The organism is Pseudoalteromonas sp. J2K-J979 (assembly GCF_058169715.2).
Map to the genome: position 1 here is coordinate 2821471 of NZ_CM200281.1, position 21527 is coordinate 2842997.

The window sequence follows — 21527 nt, forward strand, 5'->3', positions numbered from 1 at the left end:
TTGTGAATCGCCACGTTATTATTTTAGCTCTGTGCCAAGGTCTAATTGTGACCGGAAATATCATGCTGGTCGCTATCACCGCATTAATTGGGCAAAAAATTAGTCCAAGCACTGTATGGATTACGCTGCCTGTTGCAACGCAATGCTTTGGCCTACTGCTGGCGACTATTCCAGCTTCGTTATTGATGGCCAAAACCGGCCGTAAGCTGGGTTTTACAATAGGAAACTGCATCGGGATCAGTGGAGCACTGCTTGGATGGTACGCCCTTGAACATCATTCTTTTGTTTTATTTTGTTTGGCTACGGGTTTGATTGGTATCGGTATTGGCTTTGCCACGCTTTACCGCTTTGCCGCCATTGAAGCGTGCCCAGATAAACCCAGCCAAGCGATTTCTTTGATCATGGCCAGCGGTGTCGTTGCTGCAATTATAGGCCCTAATTTAGCGATTTGGGTCGATCATCACTTCGACTCGATTAATTACAGCGCCACTTTTTTGGCACTCACTGCACTATATTGCTTCGCCATAGTGTTACTCCAATTCGTTCGCTTTACGACAACACACGTTCAAGGTGAAGTTGGCCCTGCTCGCCCACTCAAAAGCATTTTGGCGCAAGAGCAATTTATCGTCGCCGCTTTTGTTGCAATGGTTTCTTACACAATAATGAATTTATTGATGACAGCAACACCACTGGCGATGCATCGCCATGGCTTTGATTTAGCGCAATCAGCCTTGGTGATTGAATGGCATGTATTGGGCATGTTTTTACCCTCATTTTTCACTGGTAAATTGATTGAGAAAATAGGGCAATCACATACCATGCTATTGGGTGCTGCACTGATGCTTCTGTGCATCGCGATTAACTTACTAGGCGTTAGCCACACCCACTTTTTACTGGCTTTATTTGCGCTCGGTGTCGGTTGGAATTTCATGTTTATTGCCGCCACACAAATGGTATCGCAAACCTACCGAGCAAGCGAAAAAGCCAAAAGCCAAGCGGCCAATGAGTTTTTAGTATTTAGTATGGTCACCGCTTCAGCCTTAGGTGCTGGTTGGCTAGAAAACACGGTGGGCTTTCAAACACTGAATAGCGTCTCGATTGTGCCTCTGTGTTTGGTTATCGCTTTATTATTAAAATTCAAATCAAACGAAAAAAGCCAACAGCTTCAAATGGCTAATCAAGATTAAGTTTCCATTAATTACAACGCTTGTCGCAGGGAAATGCCTTTGCTTCAACACAGACAAATGGTATAAATTAGCTCTGCGTTATAATTATATTGCACGTTTTTTGCTTAAGGTTTTAGCGAGTCTCAAAACTAGCCTTAATCGGCACTAACAAATAGCGTGTATTAAAAGGATCGTGTTGTGATTGATGGGTTAGCTGAGTTTATAGCAACAAAGGGATACACCATTTGTGAGCCTATCGGCAAAGGCGGCATGGGTGAAGTCTACTTAGGACATGACTCTCGGCTCAATCGCCCTATTGCAATTAAAGTATGTTCATTAGCCGACCAACCACATAGTCAATTAGAAGCAAAAAATTTAGCCGCGCTAAATCATCCAAACATCGTACAAGTTTACGATGTGTTGGCGTACTCAGCACATACTCTGATCATCATGGAGCTGATTGAAGGCAAAACCTTAAAACAACATCTAAAAACCGCTGTTTTGACCGAAAAACAAAAACTGAATATTGTAACGCAAATATGCCAAGCATTAGTTCATGCCCATCAACGTGGTGTATTTCATTGTGATTTAAAAAGTAGCAATATCATTATTAACTTGCAGAACGAAGTCAAATTAGTCGACTTTGGCATTAGCATCAGCACACACAATCCCCTGCCAAATCAAATAAATTATGGCTCCCAGCTGAGTGCGTCTCCTGAGCACTTAAACGACCAGCCCCTCGATCAGCATAGCGACTTGTTTTGTTTAGGTTTACTTGCTTTTGATATGTTTTATCAGCGCCATCCGTATGTCACCAAACAAAGTAGTCTAAATGGTGACATGTTTAATCAACCCAAACTCGATGCCCAAGCTTTGCTCCCGCTTCTTCCTGAAGAACTCGCACAATTACTCAATCAATTAGTCGAAGTCAAAAAACAGCTGCGCCCCAACAGTAGCCAAGAAGTATTAACTCGATTGCGCGAACTCGAACGCCAATTTGAAATGGCACATGACGACACTTTGGCTATGACAAAAGTACTGCCAAACGTTCCCCCCTCGAAAGCTTTACACAAAAAAAGTGTCGCTGGATTCCTGAGCCTAATTTTAATTTTTACTGCTGGGTGGTATTGGTTTTCGCTTCCCAAAGAGAAAGAAACGGTTTTATTATTGCCGACCACTGCACTCAATGCAGTCGAAGCAAATTTTACTCTTACTATCGACGATGCGTTAAGCCAGTACTTTATTCAAAATGAACACTATAAATTACTACCTGAAGCAGACGCGCGTTTGATAGCAAAAATGACCACCAAAAGCCAAAGCGAACAACTCGCCATTGCTGGTGACGAGTTAGGAGCCTCGACAATTATCCGTCCAACGATTCGCTGTGAAAAGGTATTTTGCCAAGTCAAATTACACTCTTACAGAGGGCCAACATGGTATGTCGACAACGAAAAATCTGGCCGCCTGAATGTTGAAAGCTACACCAGTTTGTATACGTTTAGCCAACTGCTGCTCGAGCAAATCACAACGAACCTGCAACCCCAAAATAAAATAACCAGTGGTGATGAGCAAAATTATCAAGAATACTTAGCCATTAAGCAGGCTTTTTTAAATGGTGAAATAACCAGAACCAGTGATCGCAATGCCTTAGCGCAACTCGATACTTTACTGACACAAAATACCAATATTTATACGGCGTATAGTTTGTATCGAGAAATAGCACTCAATACCTATCACATCGATGGGAACCCTGCACATCTAGATAGACTGGACGACCTGTTAGCGGCCTCCCCCAGTCAATACAAACAAACTGAAAGCTATATAATTGATTTGTTTAGCTTATATCAGGCAAAAAAAGACTGGCCGAAAGCACGCAACATAATCGAGCAATTAAAAATTAAAGACCCGAGTTACTATTACAGCTTATTGGGTAAATGGCATCACAACCAAAATCAACTCACTGAAGCTAAACAGTTCTATTTGCAATCTTTGGCACTTAAGCCAACACTAACACTCAGGAAATCACTGGCGTACTTGTATTACTTAGAAAATAACTTGGCGCAGGCATTGAACGAGACGATGCGAATTGTCACTGTCTTACCAGATGATATTTTTGCTAATCAGCTGCTTGCTGATATTTATATGGCTAAAGGCGAGTATAAAAAAAGCATTAAACATTACTACTCATTTATTGAACACTCACAAAGCCCCGTTGATTATACCAATTTAAGCTTGGCACTTTGGATGGATCAACAACCAAAAAATGCACTGGAATTTGCAGAAAAAGCCGTCGCCATCGCACCGGACAATACAAATTTCAAGCTCAATTATGCCGATTTACTGACCGTAAACGGTAAAACTCAGACAGCCAAACACCAATACCTGCAAATCATCAATAAGGTGATTGAACAACCCAGTGCACAAGACTTATTAGAAAAAGCGCAAGCATACAGCCAAGTCGGTGACCATATGCACGCACTTAAAATGCTTAACTCGGTTATTTTAAATAATGATAACAAACCGCTTTATTTCTATACCGCCACTTTAGTTAATACCAATGCCAAACAATTTGAGTCTGCGTTAGTTAACTTTGAAGAATCCATTCAGCAAGGCTACCCTATCGCATGGTTTCAACTTCCTTGGTATCAACCTTTATGCCAATTTAATGCATTTAGTCTGAAGGTAAATACGTTTTGTTTATAACTCCCAAGCTTACATTTCGACGGGTGGTCTTCTAATGGCGATTGCGGGATCTTGTGACATATAAATCCCATTATCTGCATGATTTTGTGCAACGTAACGGAAATTAACCGCAAGCCCTTTATCTTCATTAAGCACTTCAACTTTAATCACATTGGTTAAGTTTTCATTCGGGTTAGGGCTAAATACCTCGGTCTTCCCAACATTTGTGATTGTGAGAATGAGCGCTTTTTTGTCACTTGATACCGTAGAGTTCAAATTATAATTGCAATTATCAATAGCTTGGACATACTCAATGCCATTACCATAAAAACTCCATCCTTGTTTTAAGTCATCATGGATCTCGATTATGAGTACAGCTTGTTGAAAAGGTGCAGTGAGTTCTTCGAACTTTTTCATGATAGGATCTGTGTAATCCTCAAACTGGATCAGCACAGACTCAGCCATTGGTTGGCCATTTTGCGATAAAACCCACGGCTCGTTCACGCTAGGCGAAATTTGATATACCGTATTGATCGGATTGACAACGATTACATTATTATTTTTATTACTCATGGATGCTTCCTTTTTGATTTATGAGATGTGATTATTCAAAACATTTTAACAATAAGATATTACATTCAATAACACCGCCACTACTTACAGATCGACAGTCTTTTATTTTTCTCAAAATAGCGATTCACCCATAAACTCGACATAATAATACCTCCTCCAATCACCAGTCGCAGTATATCGGCCTCGCGATCCCACAGTGTCAGGTTGACGATTATTCCCGCAGGGATAAGTACATTATTCATCACTGCTAATGTGCCGACATCAACAAGTGTTGCCCCTTTATTCCATGCAAAGAAACCAAGCCCTGAAGCCACAATGCCTAAGTACACTAACACTCCCCACTGCAACAGTGTGTTTGGTCGTTGCGAGGCATCACCAAATAATGCATAACAAATTAACGCGACAAAAAAAGCACCAATAAAAAACCAGCCAAAAATCTGATGTTGTTTGAGTGGCTGTGAATGTGATTGACTTAGCTGTAACATCACGCGTTTGTAACTTACCTGTCCAATCGCAAAACACAGGTTAGCGCCTTGCACCAATAAAAAACCCGTAATAAATCCGCTATCAACGCCCTGATAACGAATCGTCACCGCACCTAACACCGCCAGTAACGCTGACACTAAAAAATGCAGATGAAATTGACGCTCAAGTACATCATTAATCAAGGTAATATACACAGGAGTCATTACCGTAAAGAGCAGCACTTCTGGCACAGTTAAATACAAAAATGAGTGATAATAAAAGCCGTACATTAACCCTAATTGCACCGCACCTATCGCCATGAGTTTCATAACCAAGGTTTTACTAAGCTCAGCCAAACGCAAAAAAGGTAAAAAGACCAATGCAGCTAATCCTACCCGCATCAGCACCGCAAACCACGAGTCAACCTGCCCGGCTAAATACACACCAATCAAGCTAAACGAAAACGCCCAAAGGCCAGTGACCACAATTAAATACTGCATGATGAATTCATCGTAAATGATAAAAGCACTATGTTAATCAATAACGATATGACAACAAAGCAATAAACAACATCCGCTATCCATTTACGTCATCATAATAAAAAAGCCCGCGATATACGCGGGCTTTTATTGTTAAGCTCGTTTATTGCTTAATTATAAAAACACTTTTTCGATGTCGAGCACTTCAACGTGTTTTTTATTCAGTTTTAGCGTGTAGCTTTCAATGATTTTATCTTCATTAATAAGCGCTGCTGGTTTATCTGAATTATATTTCAGCGGCGACACTTGCTCAGTGGTTAAGCGTTTTGCCATATCTTTACCATCACCGGTTACAAATACAAACTGAATATTATCGGTTTGTAAGTTGTCACGAATAACGCGGTTTACATCTTCAACCGTTAAGCTGGCAAGTTGCTTGCGCACATAACTTACAAACTCATCCGTTTGATAGAACTGGCTATCGAGGGCATAACCGAGTTGGCGATCTTGGCTTGCTACTAATTGCGGTACAAAGTTAACTAAGAAATTACGGGTTGCAGAAAAATTCTCTTCACTCATGCCGTCCTTGATTAGTTTATCAAGTTCAAACATTGCAGTACGGGTAGCAAAATGCGCATCGTTATTAGAGCGCAGTGGGCGTAACCACACTTGGAAGATTTGCTCAGAGCGGCCTAAGTTTGCATCCGGCTTGGTTTGGAAGCTACCACGTGGGAAGTATTCAATGTAAGAATAATCGCCATAGTTCATACCGCGCGTTTGGCGAATTCGTTGATACAAGAAACTGTTCGAGCTTCTGTGTTCACCAAAGTAAGAGCGAACCAACCAAAGAGCAGCCCAATCTTTGTCACTACGAATCGTCTCGATAGGGAAACCAAACGACACTGCGGTCGACTTAGCGGTTTTTTCTACAATGGATGCATGTCGGCCTAATAATTTAGGCGCGTCCGCGATGGTTAAACGCTTTTCATCGCCTTTTGGCAAGCCAGATAAGTCTTGCAGCATCGTCGCTTTCACTTTAGCTGGTAATGCGCCAGTGATCCCTAAATTCAATTTAGCTTGGGTGAATTGCGTTTTATAAAACGCTTTAACATCATCCAAAGTAATTGATTCTAAATCAGATAAGTCGCCATAGTTGTAGCTTTCATAGGCATGACCTTGATACAACTTGTGATACAGCACTTCTTTACCCAACTCTTCATCGTTAGATGCTTTTAAGCCTGACTTTAAGCCATCTATTTGCTCTTTTTTCAGGCGTTTGAAGTCTTCTTCACGAAAACCTGGATTCAGCAATTGATCGCTCACCAACGCATACCATGCAGCAGCATTGTCTTTATGAACACGACCACGTAACGAAATCATTTCTTTATCTAGCTGAGCGCCAAAACTACCTGCAATCGGATACATGGCTTTTTTAATGTCGTTATATGAGCGGCTTTGTGATCCACCTTGCGACAATAAGCTAGCAGTTAATGCCGCTAACCCTTTTTTACCAGCCGGATCAGCCGCAGCGCCGGTGTAAAATAAAAAGTTTACATCCACCAGCGGTGAATCATTGCTCTTATCAAGGACATTAAACGCGACTTCTGTCGGCTTATTGTTGATATCATTTACCAACTGATTGAGGCTCACCTCTTTTTCAAACCCTTCAATGCGCGCTAAATCAGACATGGTCACTGTGGTGCGCGCTTCATCAACAAAGTATTGGTTGGCAATATCTTTGATGTCTTGTGCTGTAATCGCATCAGCTGAGGCATACAGGTCGTTAATGACTTCTGGATCACGCTCAAAGTGCATGTAAGACGCAAGTGTCGACGCAATCGCTTCAGATGAATCAAGCCCACCGACAAAGCTGTATTTCAAGTTTGATTTTAAGCTCGCAAGTTTACCTGCATCTACCAACTCGGTACGCGCTTTGGCATAAGTTTGGTTAATCGCATCACGCACGACCGCTAAGTCTTGCTCTTTTTCAACTTTAACAAAGACATGTAATAAACCCGGATCTTTGGTTTCCGCGTTGTATGTAAACATTTGGCTGGCAATTTGTTTATCAACCACTAAGTCTTGATACAGTGCTGAGTTATTTGAAAAATAAAGCTGAGAGATTAAATCAAGCGCTGCGCGATCTTTTTGCTTGGGCTGCCATGCCGTGCCTTTATACGACACTAATAACCAATGACCTGGTAAGCCATCATTTTTCTCATGGATGTATTTAGCTGCTTGCTGTTTTGGCTCAACCGGAATATCGGCGACATAATCGCCTTTTTGCCAATTTCCCCAATGTTTTTTCACCATTTTCATGGTTTCTTGTGGGTCGACATCACCCACAATCACTAACGATACATACTCAGGCTTATAAAATTTTTCAAAGAACTCTTGTCCATACACCATTTGATCTGGCATGGCTTCAATATCTTCAAAAAAGCCCATGGTGGTATGTTTATAGGTATGTTTTTCAAACGCTTCGTTTCGAACTGCAGAAAGTAACTTACGAATTGGGCTGGCATTATTTTTTAAATATTCACCCTTAACAGTTAAAGCTTCGGTACGAAATTGTTCTTCGGTATACGACAAGTTTTGGAAAATATCTGCTTCTATTTCGAGTACTTTATTTAAATGCTCTTTTGAAAAATTCAGGTGATAATTAGTGTAATCATTGGTGGTGTAAGCACGGTTATCCACCCCTGAGTTTTTTAAAATATCCGAGTACACATCTTGCGGGTATTTTTCTGACCCTTTAAACATCATATGTTCAAAAAAGTGAGCGAAACCTGTTTTGCCCGCTTCCACTTCGTTACGTGAGCCGACCGAAACAGGTATTTGCAGCGATACAACATCTGGGTAATCTGTTTTAACCACCATGACACGTAAACCATTTGGCAGCTCTTCTAATACATAGTTATGCGAAAACACTTTATCGCTACTGTGGCTGCTGGCCTGTCGTTTGTTATTATTTTGTTCAACCGTATAAGTAGCTTGCTCGGTTGCTTGATTATCTCGTTTGTTACCTGCATCTACATGGACAACACAGCCCGATAAAATGGCAGACACTGCCAAGCTGGTCGCTAAAAGTTTAAATTTCATGGTGATCCCTTAAGTGTTTTTGTTATATCGCGGCCTATTATGCTCAAGCATTGATTATTACGCGACTGATTACGATGAAAGTTTGTAAATAGATGTGTCGTTTGACTAACAGCCCTCTCCTTCAATATGAATTTTATTCAACTTTAATGAAAAACTTTCACTAAAAAAAATCTATATAGACGTCTAAATGGCTGCTATATTAGTTGCCATAGATTGAATTAAGTTAGGGCAAGGTCATGGCATTATCGCTACAAGAGAAAATTGAAGATGCAAATCAAGGTGTTTACCTTATTGGTACTACTCCACCTAAAATTGATACCGATAATGCACAATTAGAAACCATCGCCAATAAATTATTGAGCCGTCTGCATGAAATTGAATACGATGGTGTTGTTATTTACGATATTCAAGACGAAAGCAGCCGCATCAGTGCCCCTCGCCCCTTTCCATTTAAACAAACGGTTGACCCGCGTAAGTACAGTCAACTTTTAAGTAAATTATCTAAACTTGATGTCATTACCTATAAAAGTGTCGCCCAGCGTGGGGTGACAGAATTTAAAGACTGGTTAAACGAAACCAAGCAAGTATTCAATCTGAAAAATTTAGTGTTAGTCGGCAGTCCTTCTTCAGAAGGCGACATCAAACTGAGCTTACCTGATGCCTATCAAACATTGGCTGACAGCGAACAAGATTTTTTCTTAGGCGGCGTGACGATTGCAGAGCGCCATGCCTCAAAGCGGAATGAACATACGCGTTTGATCGAAAAAACCCAACAAGGCTGCCAATTCTTTATTTCGCAAGCTGTTTATGATGCGCAGGCAACCATTGATTTAATCACCAGTTATGCCAGAACATGCCGCCAAGAAGGCATTAAACCTAACCGTGTGATCTTAACCTTCACCCCCTGCGGCGGTGAAAAAACCCTGCAATTTATGCAGTGGTTAGGTATTGCAGTCCCTGAAGCGACAAAATGGCGCATGTTAGATGCCGAAGATTCACTTAATGAATCGATTCGTATTTGCCGTGAAAATTTAAACCAGATTTTACGTAGTTGCGCCCACCTAGATGTGCCGTTGGGTTTAAATATTGAAAGCTTAACCAACCGTAAAGAAGAAATTGATGCATCCATCAATTTATACCGGTTACTTAAAGCGACAATGGAGCTCAACCTAGCCGAAAAACAAATTGCTTAACCCATCTTAAAGCAACTCAAAAAACCTAACCTTTACCCCAAGGTTAGGTTTTAGACCTTGCGCTATTACCACATAAATAACAGCGTTGTCATATAGATAAATTACTCTATCTATAACGCGATGTGATTTTTGCCTGCTTTTATATAGCATAAAAATCTAGCTTATTATTTTACATTAGTTTCCAATTTAAATACGCTGGTAACCCGCTTTCAAAAATCTATACAACCTATAAAAGGAAGTTATAAGTGAATTGGCAAGAGTCAAATGTATATCTGCAAGTATCGTCACACTATCAAGAATCCAATACGATCAATGTGCTACTGAAAGTGCTAGAAACAATGTGTTGTAATGTCAAAGTCGACACTAATTTACCTGAATTAGATGAAGCTAAAATAGAAAATCTTTATTTGATATGCGCGCGAGACACCCCCTGGAATGAAATGCTGCCAGCACATCTCATGTTGCTCGCCAGAGATCATCGTGTGATTGTTTACAATGCTAAGCAAGAAGAAATATCAGAACAATTATTGTTGATGGCTAATGTCAAGGGTGTGTTCTACCATGATGATACTCCTGATATTCTACTAAAAGGGATCAATAAAATTTTAAATAATGAATTGTGGTTTAAGCGTAGCTCTATTTGTAAGGCGTTTGGTAATTTACTCGCCCAACAACCTAAATATGAGGTTTCAGAGCAAAACAACGACTCACTAGACAAGCTCACCAAGCGTGAGCGCACCATTATTCATCTCATCTCACAGGGCGCTAAAAACAAAGATGTCGCTGAAAAACTACATATTAGCGACCATACAGTTAAAACCCATCTTTACAGCGCATTTAGAAAAACTAATGCCCGTAATCGCATAGAACTAGTCAATTGGGCGCAAAAATTTTTACCCCGAGCAATGCAACAAGGTACTGTTATCCTTAATAAACCTGAGATCTGCTAAGGCAGAGATCAGGTTTGTTTGAATATTCAGAAAATCATCAATTTTTGGTTAGATAACCTTCCACAGTCGGTTTATTGTAAAATATTACTTACTATATTTTTACAAAGTGACCGCGGAGCTATTCATAATAATGAATACGCCCAGCCACAGATAATAGCAAATAAATCACCATACCACTTAGAAGCCGATGAAAACTATATTCAATTACTTGCTTGTCTTTACTACGCTGAACATATTTACAATAAAAAGCCAATCTTAATCTCATGAGTACCGACTGTAGAATCAGCTGAAATTAGATAAATTATAAGCAAGTTCTACCGCTTAAAAAATTTTAGTTCGGATCTTTAATACCAATATTATTAATATTTTGAATACTTGTTCAACTTTGTTTAATAGCCTTTCTGGGGGCTAATAACATTAAAACAATCCAGCTATAGAGGTACTATATTCAATAAGAACAAAACCCATGGCTGTTTTAGTCCCTGTATTTCTAACTTTCATTTAGCAAGAAATCAGGTAAAGCCCTTTACAAATAACACTCAGTAAAAGCGCATAAAAAAACCGAAATTATCAATTTTCGGTTTTTTTAGCCAAAATATAACAGTCTATAATTTTATATATTTAAATTATAGACATCGACATCATCGCCATACTTATTATTTTACTTTAGCTGCAAGCTCACCTGATAAATATTTCAAGTGCATTTCATCAAGTGAAATTGGTTTAATTTTACCAGCTTGACCCGCTGTACCAAACGATTCATATCGTGCAATACAAATCTCTGTCATGGCTTTAGTTGCTTCAGCTAAAAACTTACGAGGATCAAAATTAGACGGATTAAGCGCTAAATGACGACGAATTGCACCTGTCGACGCTAAACGTAGATCGGTATCAATATTGACTTTACGAACACCGTGCTTAATCCCTTCGACGATTTGCTCAACAGGTACACCATAAGTTTCAGGGATCTCTCCACCGTATTCATTAATAACGGCTAACCACTCTTGTGGAACAGATGACGAACCATGCATGACTAAGTGGGTATTTGGAATACGTGCATGAATTTCTTTGATACGATCAATGGCTAAAATGTCATCTGTTGGTGGGCGTGTAAATTTATATGCACCATGCGACGTTCCACAAGCAATCGCTAAAGCATCTACACCGGTTTTATTGACAAAATCAGCCGCTTCTTCAGGATCGGTCAGTAGTTGCTCAAGATCTAATTTACCTACAGCACCGATACCATCTTCTTCTCCGGCTTCACCCGTTTCAAGCGAACCGAGGACACCTAACTCACCCTCAACAGACACACCGCACGCATGAGCTAATTCAACAGTACGACGAGTCACATCAACATTATATTCATATGTTGAAGGTGTTTTGCCATCAGACATTAAAGAACCATCCATCATCACTGATGAAAAGCCTAATTGAATAGAACGCTGGCAAACGTCAGGTGATGTACCATGATCTTGGTGCATCACAACTGGAATATGTGGCCACTCTTCTACAGCCGCTAAAATCATATGACGAATGAAAGGGGCACCGGCATAAGCACGAGCTCCAGCAGAACCCTGTACAATCACAGGACTATTGGTTCTGTCAGCCGCTTCCATAATCGCGCGCATTTGCTCTTGGTTATTGACATTAAAGGCTGGGACGCCATAACCATTTTCTGCTGCGTGATCTAAAAGTTGACGCATACTGATTAAAGCCATATTGGTTTTCTCCAATTGCGATAGCAATGTAATTGCCATCTAGTTTTGAACGGTTAGATTAATTTATTCTGAAACAGTCAGATCCTTAACTGAATCAAGGGCTTTACACCTAGTTAAAACCCTAAATTAAACACTGTACGAAAATGAGAGAGAGCACAGTGTTTAATAAGTATAGGACGAGTCCTTATTTTGCGCGTGATTCTAACATCGCAACAGCTGGTAGTTGTTTCCCTTCTAAAAACTCTAAGAACGCACCGCCACCTGTCGAAATATAAGAAATTTTATCTGCTACGCCATATTTATCGATAGCAGCAAGTGTGTCACCACCGCCAGCGATAGAAAATGCGTTTGACTCTGCAATCGCGTGAGCAATCGCTTGTGTGCCATTACCAAATTGATCGAATTCAAATACCCCAACAGGGCCATTCCATACTACAGTGCCTGCATTTTTGATAATCGCAGCTAACTGTTTGGCTGAATCAGGACCAATATCAAAAATCATGTCATCAGCCGTAACTTCACTGACATCTTTGAGTGTTGCAACAGCTGACTCTGAAAACTCAGAACCCACAACGACATCTGTTGGCACAGGAATATCGCCATTGTTGGCTTTGGCATCAGCGGTTAGCTTATTAGCTTCATCAATTAAATCTGCTTCATACAATGATTTTCCAACTGGGTGACCTGCAGCGGCGATAAAAGTATTGGCAATACCTCCGCCCGTTACCAGCTGATCAACAATTTTAGAAAGTGAATCAAGCACTGTTAATTTAGTCGATACTTTTGAGCCACCAACAATCGCCACAAGTGGGCGAGCTGGGTTATCAAGGGCTTTGCCAAGTGCTTCTAGTTCAGCTGCGAGTAATGGACCTGCGCATGCGATTGGAGAAAAAAGCCCTACGCCATGAGTTGACGCTTGTGCGCGGTGCGCTGTACCAAACGCATCCATCACATAGACATCACATAATGCCGCCAGTTTTTTAGCCAAGACTTCATCGTCTTTTTTCTCGCCAATGTTAAAACGCACATTTTCAAACACAACCACTTCATTCGTTTCAACAGCCACGCCATCTAAATAATCTTTCTCTAACCGAACCGGGCAGTCGAGTACATCATTTAAATAGTCAACGACTGGAGCAAGCGAAAATGCTTCGTCATATTCACCTTCAACAGGGCGACCTAAATGCGACATCACCATCACCTTAGCGCCTTTTTCTAACGCTAATTTTATGGTCGGTAAAGATGCACGAATACGTGCATCTGACGTCACTTTGCCATCTTTAACGGGTACATTTAAGTCTTCGCGGATCAGAACGCGTTTGCCTGCTAAATCTAAATCGGCCATTTTAATGACTGACATCTTGTGCTCCTTTTTAAACTAAAATTCGCTTATAAACTATAAACGAGCTAATCAAACAGTTGTTGTGGCTACTTGGCCAACATCATGGCGTAAGAGGTATCGAGCATTCGGTGGGCAAAGCCCCACTCGTTATCACACCAAACTAATAATTTTACTAAACGTTTATGACTAACACGTGTCTGTGTTCCGTCAATGATACAAGAATGCGGATCGTGATTAAAATCCACTGAGACTAACGGCTCTTCGGTATAATCTAAAATGCCAGTCAGCCGGCCACTTGCAGCGGCTTTAATAACACGATTAATATCTGCCAACGACACATCACTGTTTAACGTAACGCTCAAATCCATCGCGGTGACATTAATGGTTGGCACACGCACAGCAATCGCTTCAAAGCGACTCTGGAACTTGGGTAAAATACGTTCAATACCACGAGCCAATTTTGTATCAACAGGAATAATCGACTGACTCGCTGCGCGAGTTCGACGTAAATCAGGATGATACGCATCAATCACTTGCTGATCGTGCATTGATGCATGGATTGTCGTAATAGCCCCTGATTCTATCCCAAAAGCATCATCAATCACTTTAATAACAGGCACGATACAATTGGTGGTACAGGATCCATTCGACACTATGGTATGCGCCGATGTCAGTTCGTCATCGTTAATACCATAGACAATCGTCGCATCCATATCAGCATCAGCGGGTTGTGAAAACAACACTTTCTTTGCACCTGCATTTAGATGAATTTGCGCATGCTCGCGCGAGTGAAAAACACCGGTGCATTCTAAAACGACATCGACATCTAATTCATGCCAAGGGAGTTTTTCGGGCGAAGATTCTGCAAAAAGTTGAATATCATCATCAGCAACACGGAGCGTCGCCCCATCTAAAGTAACTGGAAATTTAAACCGACCATGAGATGTGTCGTATTTTAGCAGGTGGGCAATCCCTTGTGGCTCTGCGAGTTCGTTAATCGCAACCACTTTGAAGCGATCATGTTGGTTTGATTCATAAAGTGCACGCACGATATTACGACCAATACGACCAAAACCATTTATTGCCAATCTAATTGTCATCGAAATAAGGGTTCCGAATGATTTTACTTATCTTGAGCTGGATTATCCGAACTTTAAACGAATCTTAAAGTGTATGAACAACAACGTCAGATTTACATTTAATGAATGGCGCTATTGTAATCGACCTTGAGCAAGTTCGATAGCGAAAATATCTAATAATAAGATTAGAAAATTTAGGGCAATGCAAATCAACGAAACAATCAGGTCTGATTGTTCTTTGTAAAGCATAAAAAAGCCAGTCTATGACTGGCTTTATCAATTTCAAACTATCTTAATAGAAACAGCTGAATGAACTAGTGCATCGGGTTGAACCATCTGATAATGTTGAGCAAGTTGTTGTAATCTGGCAACTTGAAAACACCTTACCAGATTCTAGCATTTCATCTAAGAAATCACTTAAAGATTGACCAGTCGAAGTTGACCGAATATATGTTACTCGCGCCTCGATACTTCTTTCATCTGCATGTTCAATGTCCATCACTGATTGACAGGTATTGCCTGTCGGCATGCACAGATCATGAATTTGTCCATTTTTCTTATAAATCAGAAAATTACTTTTATCTTTAGATTCATCACTCGAAAACTGTTTAAAAATATCTGCACCGTTCTTAAAAGCTTGAGACCAATTTAAAATTTCTTGCGAGACAGACGTCTCTTTTGAGGCTGGCTGCCTACTAGCATTCCCTTTTTTCGGCTGCTGGCAGACCTCTCCAGGCTTACAGAAAGGCGGTTCTTCTTCGAAAACCCAAGTATAAAAAGCATGTGCATCAATTGCGGAGACGAAATCTTCTGCTATCTGGCTACTTTGAAAGCCAGTATTACATGAGTAAAGGGATGTACATTTTCCACTAAAATTATAACTACCCGCTAGTGGTAACCATTTTTTCTTTGAGTTATCATATTGATAAGAGCCTTTATAATTCACTTCGACTTCATTACCATGACGATCTTCAAAGTAAACCGTATGATTACCAACTCTCATTTGTGCATTTGCAGTCGCACAACCTAAAAAGAAGAAACCGACTATCAATGACTTTATAAGCGTATATTTCATAGTATTTCCTTAAAATTTATTATATTTCCTTAATCAAATAAGTACGTATGATACAAACACACCGTACCCACAAAGAATACAACCATACAAAAAAAAATCAATAAAAAATCAATAAAAAATCAATAAAAAAGCCAGTCTATGACTGGCTTTTCTTGTTGGTAAAAAATTATTTAGAATAATTCAAGTGATTTGGCGACAATGTTATCGACCGTAAAACCAAAGTGCTTGAATAATTCACCTGCTGGGGCTGACTCTCCAAACGTCGTCATCCCAATGACGGCACCGTTTAAGCCCACATATTTATACCAGTAATCAGCAATACCGGCTTCAATGGCCACACGACGGCTTACCGCTGCCGGCAGTACCGACTCTTTATAAGCTACCTCTTGTGCCTCAAATACATCGGTCGAAGGCATTGAAACAACACGGACTTTCTTACCCTGCGCACGCAGTTCTGCAGCTGAGTCTTGCGCTAATTGTACTTCAGAACCGGTTGCAATCAAGATGACTTCAGGTTCGCCATCACATGACAATACGTATCCACCTTTTGCAACATTGGCTAATTGTTCAGCGGTACGAGCTTGTTGCGCTAAGTTTTGACGAGAGAAAATCAACGACGTTGGTCCGTCTTTGCGTTCGATCGCGGCTTTCCAAGCCACGGCCGATTCAACTTGGTCACAAGGACGCCAGTTATCAAGGTTAGGCGTTAAACGCATGCTGGCTATTTGCTCAACCGGCTGATGGGTTGGCCCATCTTCACCTAAACCAATTGAATCATGAGTGTACACAAAAATTGAAGGTTGTTTCATTAATGCGGCCATACGCACTGCGTTGCGCGCGTATTCCATAAACATGAGGAAAGTCGCACCGTATGGTACAAACCCTTTATGCAGGGCAATACCATTCATAATCGCTGACATACCAAACTCACGCACCCCATAAAACACATAGTTCCCAGATGCATCTTGAGCCGTTAAGCCTTTAGAACCCGACCAAAGCGTTAAGTTAGAACCAGCTAGGTCTGCTGAGCCGCCCATAAACTCAGGTAACAACGGGCCAAATGCTTCTAAAGCATTTTGTGATGCTTTGCGAGAAGCGATATTCGCTGGTGTGGCTTGTAATTGCTCAATGTAGGCTTGTGATTTTTCAGCCCAATCAGCGGGAAGTTTATTATTATTACGACGGACAAATTCAGCGGCTAGTTCTGGGTAGGCGGCTTTATATGCTGCAAATTTAGAATTCCAGCTTGCTTCTAAGTCTGAACCTTTTGCTTTATTGTCCCATGCTTCATAAATATCAGCAGGGATATCAAACGAGCCATGCTCCCAGCCTAAAAACTCTCGGGCTGCAGCAATTTCAGCATCACCCAATGGTGCGCCATGGCAATCATGACTACCTGATTTATTCGGCGAACCAAAACCGATAATGGTTTTACAACAAATCAGTGTTGGTTTATCTGATTGCGCTCGCGCTTCATCAATTGCAGCACGCACAGCTTCGCTGTCATGACCATCAACATTTCGTACAACATGCCAACCATAAGACTCAAAACGAGCCGGAGTATCATCAGTAAACCAACCTTCAACTTCACCATCGATTGAAATGCCATTGTCATCCCAAAAAGCAACCAGTTTCCCAAGCCCTAAAGTACCTGCAAGTGAACATGCCTCATGAGAAATACCTTCCATTAAGCAGCCATCGCCTAAAAACGCGTAGGTAAAATGATCGACAATGTCATGGCCTTCACGGTTAAATTGCGCCGCCAATGCTTTTTCAGCAATCGCCATTCCAACCGCATTAGTGATCCCTTGACCTAATGGCCCCGTAGTGGTTTCAATACCCGGTGCATATCCATACTCTGGATGGCCTGGCGTTTTTGAGTGCATTTGACGAAAGTTTTTCAAATCATCAATTGAAAGCTCATAACCACTTAAATGTAAAAGAGAATAAATTAGCATTGAACCGTGACCATTTGAGAGTATAAATCGATCTCGGTCTGCCCACTCTGGATTGGTTGGGTTATGATTTAAATAATCACGCCATAATACTTCGGCGATGTCTGCCATGCCCATCGGGGCTCCAGGGTGACCAGAATTGGCCTTTTGTACTGCGTCCATTGATAAGACACGAATTGCATTAGCAAGTTCTTTGCGAGACGGCATGAATTCTCCTACCTTTAAGTGTGTTTGCGCTGGTTGTAAGTCCCAATTAGTTTGGGGATGCACCTATTCTTACTTATTAAACCAGTCGGAGCAATGAAAAAACCCGCAATAATAGAGCTTGTTTGTTACTTATTAATAACAATGCGTTATTAAAAATTTAATTTAGCCATCTAGGCGTAAAAACACTATGAAAAAAACTCACTTTCATATAAAATACGCGCCTAAATTTTTTCCTGCGCAAATCCACCTACGTGGGCGCGATTTTTGAGAGTATAAATAAAATGGCAAGACATTTATTTACTTCTGAATCTGTATCTGAAGGTCATCCGGATAAAATAGCCGATCAGATTTCTGATGCGGTGCTAGATGCAATTTTAGAGCAAGACCCTAAAGCACGCGTAGCCTGCGAAACATATGTTAAAACAGGTATGGTCATGGTAGGTGGTGAAGTCACTACTAGCGCATGGGTTGATATCGAAGAATTAACACGTAAAACAGTCCGTGAAATTGGTTATACCCACTCAGATATGGGTTTTGATGCTGATTCATGTGCGATTCTAAATACGATTGGTAAACAGTCTCCTGATATCAACCAAGGTGTTGATCGTTCACGTCCTGAAGAACAAGGCGCTGGAGACCAAGGCTTAATGTTTGGTTATGCTTGTAACGAAACAGATGTATTGATGCCTGCACCAATTACTTACTCTCATCGTTTAGTACAGCGTCAAGCACAAGTTCGTAAAAGTGGTGAATTAAACTGGTTACGCCCAGATGCAAAATCACAAGTAACATTTGCGTATGAAAATGGCATTGCTGTTGGCATCGATGCTGTTGTGTTATCGACCCAGCACTGCGATTCAATTTCGCAAGATGATTTAGTTGAAGCGGTAATGGAAACTATCATCAAGCCAGTTCTTCCAGCTGAATTGATAACAAGTGCTACGAAGTTTTTCATCAACCCGACGGGTCGTTTCGTAATCGGTGGCCCAATGGGTGACTGTGGTTTAACGGGTCGTAAAATCATTGTTGATACATACGGTGGTATGGCACGTCACGGTGGTGGGGCTTTCTCTGGTAAAGATCCTTCAAAAGTTGACCGTTCAGCAGCGTACGCGGCACGTTATGTGGCTAAAAACATTGTTGCTGCAGGTCTTGCTGACAAGTGTGAGCTACAAGTTTCTTACGCGATTGGTGTGGCAGAGCCAACTTCAATCAGCGTTGAAACATTCGGCACAGGCAAAGTAGATGAAGCACGTTTAATCGAAATTATTCGTGAGCATTTCGACCTTCGCCCATACGGCATTTTAACTATGCTTGATCTTGAGCGTCCAATTTACCAACCAACGGCCGCGTATGGTCACTTTGGCCGTGAAGAATTCCCATGGGAAAAAACAGACAAAGCTGATGTTCTTCGTACAGCAGCTGGTTTGTAAATAACTGAGCTGTGAGCTTGTCAGCATAAAAAGGCGCCTTGAGCGCCTTTTTATGTTTCAAAGTAACTCTATTTCCCCTAAATATATTACCTTTGGTATCTCAATACCATAAGCATAAAAATCGACTCCTCGAATTGCAGATATATCCATTTCTCTATTTTTGAGTGAATCCCGTATAGTTTGCAAATTTATTTCAAATTGATTCCAACCAGGTTCAGAAACCAGCCATTGATTAAAACGATCATTCGAATTTGGCTTATTTTTTTTATAGTGAACATCTGTAATAATCATTCGTAGTTTTAGTATCTGTGGATTTGGATTAAATATATTAACTTTTAAGAAGTCAAAACCATTCCAATTGCCTTCAAAAACTCTTAATGCTGCCCCTGTATACTTCCGATTAACTAAAGTAACCGCCATAACATTACCTTCAACTGCCCCATCTGAAATATGACCAATTGCTGGGAGGTCGTGTTTTGGATAAATATATACAGGCTGATCAGCATGCCAGCGTAGCAACTGTGTAGGTGAATTGAAATCAACTAATTTAGGGAATATTTGCAGCCCATGAAAATGGTCAAGGCTGACCAAATAGACTGGCTTTAATAAATAGCAAAGAAATATTAAACTAAAAAATTGACTAACTCGAAGTAAAATACCTTGCGGTATGGCTCGACTAAAAAAAACCCAAGCAAGTATAGCACCTACCATGTTCATTAATAGATCATCGAATTGAGCCGAACGATTAAAATATGGTTGTATTAACTCCGTAATTATACCTAATGTGATCGTAACTACCATAATAACAACTAACTGAATCAAGCCACTTAGCGACTTTACAGGCTCAGACCACAAGAGCAAGCCTATAGTTAAGGCTCCAAATAAAACGACGTGACCAAGTGGCCATAGCGCACTTATAAACAGTTCGTAATATGGCTGCGGGTGAATAGGAATAAATAAAAGGCACAGAACGGGTAAAGAAAAAAAACATACAGCTAACATTCTCAAAAAATTATTTTTGCCCAATTTCTTACTTTGCATAAAAGCTATAAAGATAATATCAATAACATATAAGCTAAAAGTATCACAAAATAGAAGAGTAAGAGCATTTATCCTCCAATATGTGAAATTTATGAGATATAATATATAGATTAGGTAAAACAAACGCCCAAAAATGACAGCGTTGTCAAAATACAATGGAATCAATATGAAAAAAGTACAGTTAGCGCTGTGTTCATTAGTTTTTGCTTGTTCGAACGCTCTTTCATCTCCGATCGACTTAGGGGCCGCTGGTGATTTCACTTTGCTTGCAGCCGGGACCCCATGGAAAAGTAATGGGGGTGGAGTGAATACTTTAGGAGTAGAAGCCGAAATTTTTGGAAACGTAGGGGCTCGGAATCATTTAGCTTTAGCTAGTTCGGTTAAGATTCATGGAAATGCGTATAGCGAAACTCGCCAAGCAGGGACTAATTCTCAAATAAATGGAGATATAGGCAACCTAAACTGGGATCTTATTTACCAAGATATGCTCACGGCTTCTAAATATGCCAGTAGCCTGACTGCTGACCACGTGTTTTCAAATATAATAGACACATCAGTATTAAGTGCTTTTGGCTCAAAGTTATCTGTTTTCAACGTATCAGGCGACATAAAACTAGAAAGTAATGAAACATTAACTTTCAAAGGTAACGCTTCAGATCAATTTATTATTAATGTAGCTGGAAATTTTGAAATCGGCTCTGGAGCAAAAGTATTGCTAGAGGGTGTCACTGCCGAGAATATATTGTTCAATTTAACTGGAAATGGATTCACTCACGCAATAAATGTAGGTGGCTCAACTTTAAGTGGAACGTATTTAGCTCCGACAATGCACATCACATTAGGTGATGGTGCAACGCTAGAGCAAACACGTTTTTTAGCAAGTGGCATCACTGCGAATGTACAAACTGTATCAGGTATTACAACAATTCCGGCTCCTGCAAGCCTAGGATTATTATTGCTTGGCCTACTTAGCTTCGCTTTTATGCGAAAAAATCAGTATTTAGGAAAGTTTTCAAATTAGCGTTATACAGGTGAGTATCAAACTCTTGATATCTCACCATCTT

Annotated in this window: 15 protein-coding genes; 6 read left to right on the forward strand and 9 right to left on the reverse strand. The window is 40.5% G+C overall.

From position 1 onward, the window contains the following. Nucleotides 1-2 precede the first annotated feature (2 nt). Together AC3KVK_RS12975 and AC3KVK_RS12980 are read left to right on the forward strand one after the other, a co-directional pair. Nucleotides 3-1187: an MFS transporter gene (locus AC3KVK_RS12975; RefSeq protein ID WP_490311589.1), complete on the forward strand. Its 1185-nt coding sequence runs from the start codon at nt 3-5 to the stop codon at nt 1185-1187. A 177-nt stretch (nt 1188-1364) separates the two neighbouring features. Beyond that, nucleotides 1365-3869, forward strand: coding sequence for a protein kinase domain-containing protein (locus AC3KVK_RS12980; RefSeq protein ID WP_490311590.1), 2505 nt, complete (start codon nt 1365-1367; stop codon nt 3867-3869). A 9-nt stretch (nt 3870-3878) separates the two neighbouring features. On the opposite strand, the gene AC3KVK_RS12985 is transcribed toward AC3KVK_RS12980, so the two are convergent. The 3 genes from AC3KVK_RS12985 to AC3KVK_RS12995 all read right to left on the reverse strand — a co-directional run bounded on the left by AC3KVK_RS12985 (nt 3879) and on the right by AC3KVK_RS12995 (nt 8467). Continuing rightward, a complete protein-coding gene (locus tag AC3KVK_RS12985) occupies nt 3879-4421 on the reverse strand; it encodes a DP-EP family protein (RefSeq protein WP_490311591.1) in 543 nt (180 codons plus the stop codon). A gap of 80 nt (nt 4422-4501) precedes the next feature. Then, nucleotides 4502-5386 carry a DMT family transporter gene (locus AC3KVK_RS12990; RefSeq protein WP_490311592.1) on the reverse strand — a complete coding sequence of 295 codons (885 nt, stop codon included), beginning with the start codon at nt 5384-5386 and terminating at the stop codon, nt 4502-4504. 153 nt (nt 5387-5539) lie between these two features. Beyond that, nucleotides 5540-8467, reverse strand: coding sequence for a M16 family metallopeptidase (locus tag AC3KVK_RS12995; RefSeq protein WP_490311593.1), 2928 nt, complete (start codon nt 8465-8467; stop codon nt 5540-5542). Between the two features lie 236 nt (nt 8468-8703). Here AC3KVK_RS12995 and AC3KVK_RS13000 point away from each other — a divergent pair, with 236 nt between their 5' ends. After that, complete coding sequence (locus AC3KVK_RS13000) at nt 8704-9660, forward strand: methylenetetrahydrofolate reductase (protein ID WP_490311594.1); 957 nt, start codon at nt 8704-8706, stop codon at nt 9658-9660. Nucleotides 9661-9905: 245 nt separating this feature from the next. Continuing rightward, entirely contained in the window at nt 9906-10610 is a 705-nt protein-coding gene (locus AC3KVK_RS13005) for a helix-turn-helix transcriptional regulator (RefSeq protein WP_490311595.1), read from the forward strand. Between the two features lie 656 nt (nt 10611-11266). On the opposite strand, the gene fba is transcribed toward AC3KVK_RS13005, so the two are convergent. The 5 genes from fba to tkt all read right to left on the reverse strand — a co-directional run bounded on the left by fba (nt 11267) and on the right by tkt (nt 17989). After that, complete coding sequence (fba, locus tag AC3KVK_RS13010; RefSeq protein ID WP_490311596.1) at nt 11267-12331, reverse strand: class II fructose-bisphosphate aldolase; 1065 nt, start codon at nt 12329-12331, stop codon at nt 11267-11269. 184 nt (nt 12332-12515) lie between these two features. After that, nucleotides 12516-13691 carry a phosphoglycerate kinase gene (locus AC3KVK_RS13015; protein WP_490311597.1) on the reverse strand — a complete coding sequence of 392 codons (1176 nt, stop codon included), beginning with the start codon at nt 13689-13691 and terminating at the stop codon, nt 12516-12518. 68 nt (nt 13692-13759) lie between these two features. After that, a complete protein-coding gene (epd, locus tag AC3KVK_RS13020; RefSeq protein ID WP_490311598.1) occupies nt 13760-14773 on the reverse strand; it encodes an erythrose-4-phosphate dehydrogenase in 1014 nt (337 codons plus the stop codon). A gap of 271 nt (nt 14774-15044) precedes the next feature. Further along, complete coding sequence (locus AC3KVK_RS13025) at nt 15045-15827, reverse strand: hypothetical protein (protein ID WP_490311599.1); 783 nt, start codon at nt 15825-15827, stop codon at nt 15045-15047. Nucleotides 15828-15997: 170 nt separating this feature from the next. Beyond that, on the reverse strand, nt 15998-17989 hold the full coding sequence (tkt, locus tag AC3KVK_RS13030; protein WP_490311600.1) for a transketolase: 1992 nt from the start codon (nt 17987-17989) through the stop codon (nt 15998-16000). Nucleotides 17990-18270: 281 nt separating this feature from the next. Between tkt and metK the strand changes: the two genes are divergently transcribed. Continuing rightward, a complete protein-coding gene (gene metK / locus AC3KVK_RS13035; protein WP_490311601.1) occupies nt 18271-19422 on the forward strand; it encodes a methionine adenosyltransferase in 1152 nt (383 codons plus the stop codon). A gap of 57 nt (nt 19423-19479) precedes the next feature. Here the strand turns inward: metK and AC3KVK_RS13040 are convergent, their stop codons facing one another. Beyond that, nucleotides 19480-20463 carry a VanZ family protein gene (locus AC3KVK_RS13040; protein WP_490311602.1) on the reverse strand — a complete coding sequence of 328 codons (984 nt, stop codon included), beginning with the start codon at nt 20461-20463 and terminating at the stop codon, nt 19480-19482. 166 nt (nt 20464-20629) lie between these two features. Here AC3KVK_RS13040 and AC3KVK_RS13045 point away from each other — a divergent pair, with 166 nt between their 5' ends. Beyond that, entirely contained in the window at nt 20630-21484 is an 855-nt protein-coding gene (locus AC3KVK_RS13045; protein ID WP_490311603.1) for an ice-binding family protein, read from the forward strand. The last annotated feature ends 43 nt before the right edge of the window (nt 21485-21527 follow it).

Bases quoted from the DNA above. Each gene is read 5' to 3' on its own strand.
- AC3KVK_RS12985 (WP_490311591.1), bottom strand. From the start codon at position 4,421: ATGAGTAATAAAAATAATAATGTAATCGTTGTCAATCCGATCAATACG.
- AC3KVK_RS12990 (WP_490311592.1), bottom strand. From the start codon at position 5,386: ATGCAGTATTTAATTGTGGTCACTGGCCTTTGGGCGTTTTCGTTTAGC.
- AC3KVK_RS12995 (WP_490311593.1), bottom strand. From the start codon at position 8,467: ATGAAATTTAAACTTTTAGCGACCAGCTTGGCAGTGTCTGCCATTTTA.
- AC3KVK_RS13000 (WP_490311594.1), top strand. From the start codon at position 8,704: ATGGCATTATCGCTACAAGAGAAAATTGAAGATGCAAATCAAGGTGTT.
- fba (WP_490311596.1), bottom strand. From the start codon at position 12,331: ATGGCTTTAATCAGTATGCGTCAACTTTTAGATCACGCAGCAGAAAAT.
- AC3KVK_RS13015 (WP_490311597.1), bottom strand. From the start codon at position 13,691: ATGTCAGTCATTAAAATGGCCGATTTAGATTTAGCAGGCAAACGCGTT.
- epd (WP_490311598.1), bottom strand. From the start codon at position 14,773: ATGACAATTAGATTGGCAATAAATGGTTTTGGTCGTATTGGTCGTAAT.
- AC3KVK_RS13025 (WP_490311599.1), bottom strand. From the start codon at position 15,827: ATGAAATATACGCTTATAAAGTCATTGATAGTCGGTTTCTTCTTTTTA.
- tkt (WP_490311600.1), bottom strand. From the start codon at position 17,989: ATGCCGTCTCGCAAAGAACTTGCTAATGCAATTCGTGTCTTATCAATG.
- metK (WP_490311601.1), top strand. From the start codon at position 18,271: ATGGCAAGACATTTATTTACTTCTGAATCTGTATCTGAAGGTCATCCG.
- AC3KVK_RS13040 (WP_490311602.1), bottom strand. From the start codon at position 20,463: ATGCAAAGTAAGAAATTGGGCAAAAATAATTTTTTGAGAATGTTAGCT.
- AC3KVK_RS13045 (WP_490311603.1), top strand. From the start codon at position 20,630: ATGAAAAAAGTACAGTTAGCGCTGTGTTCATTAGTTTTTGCTTGTTCG.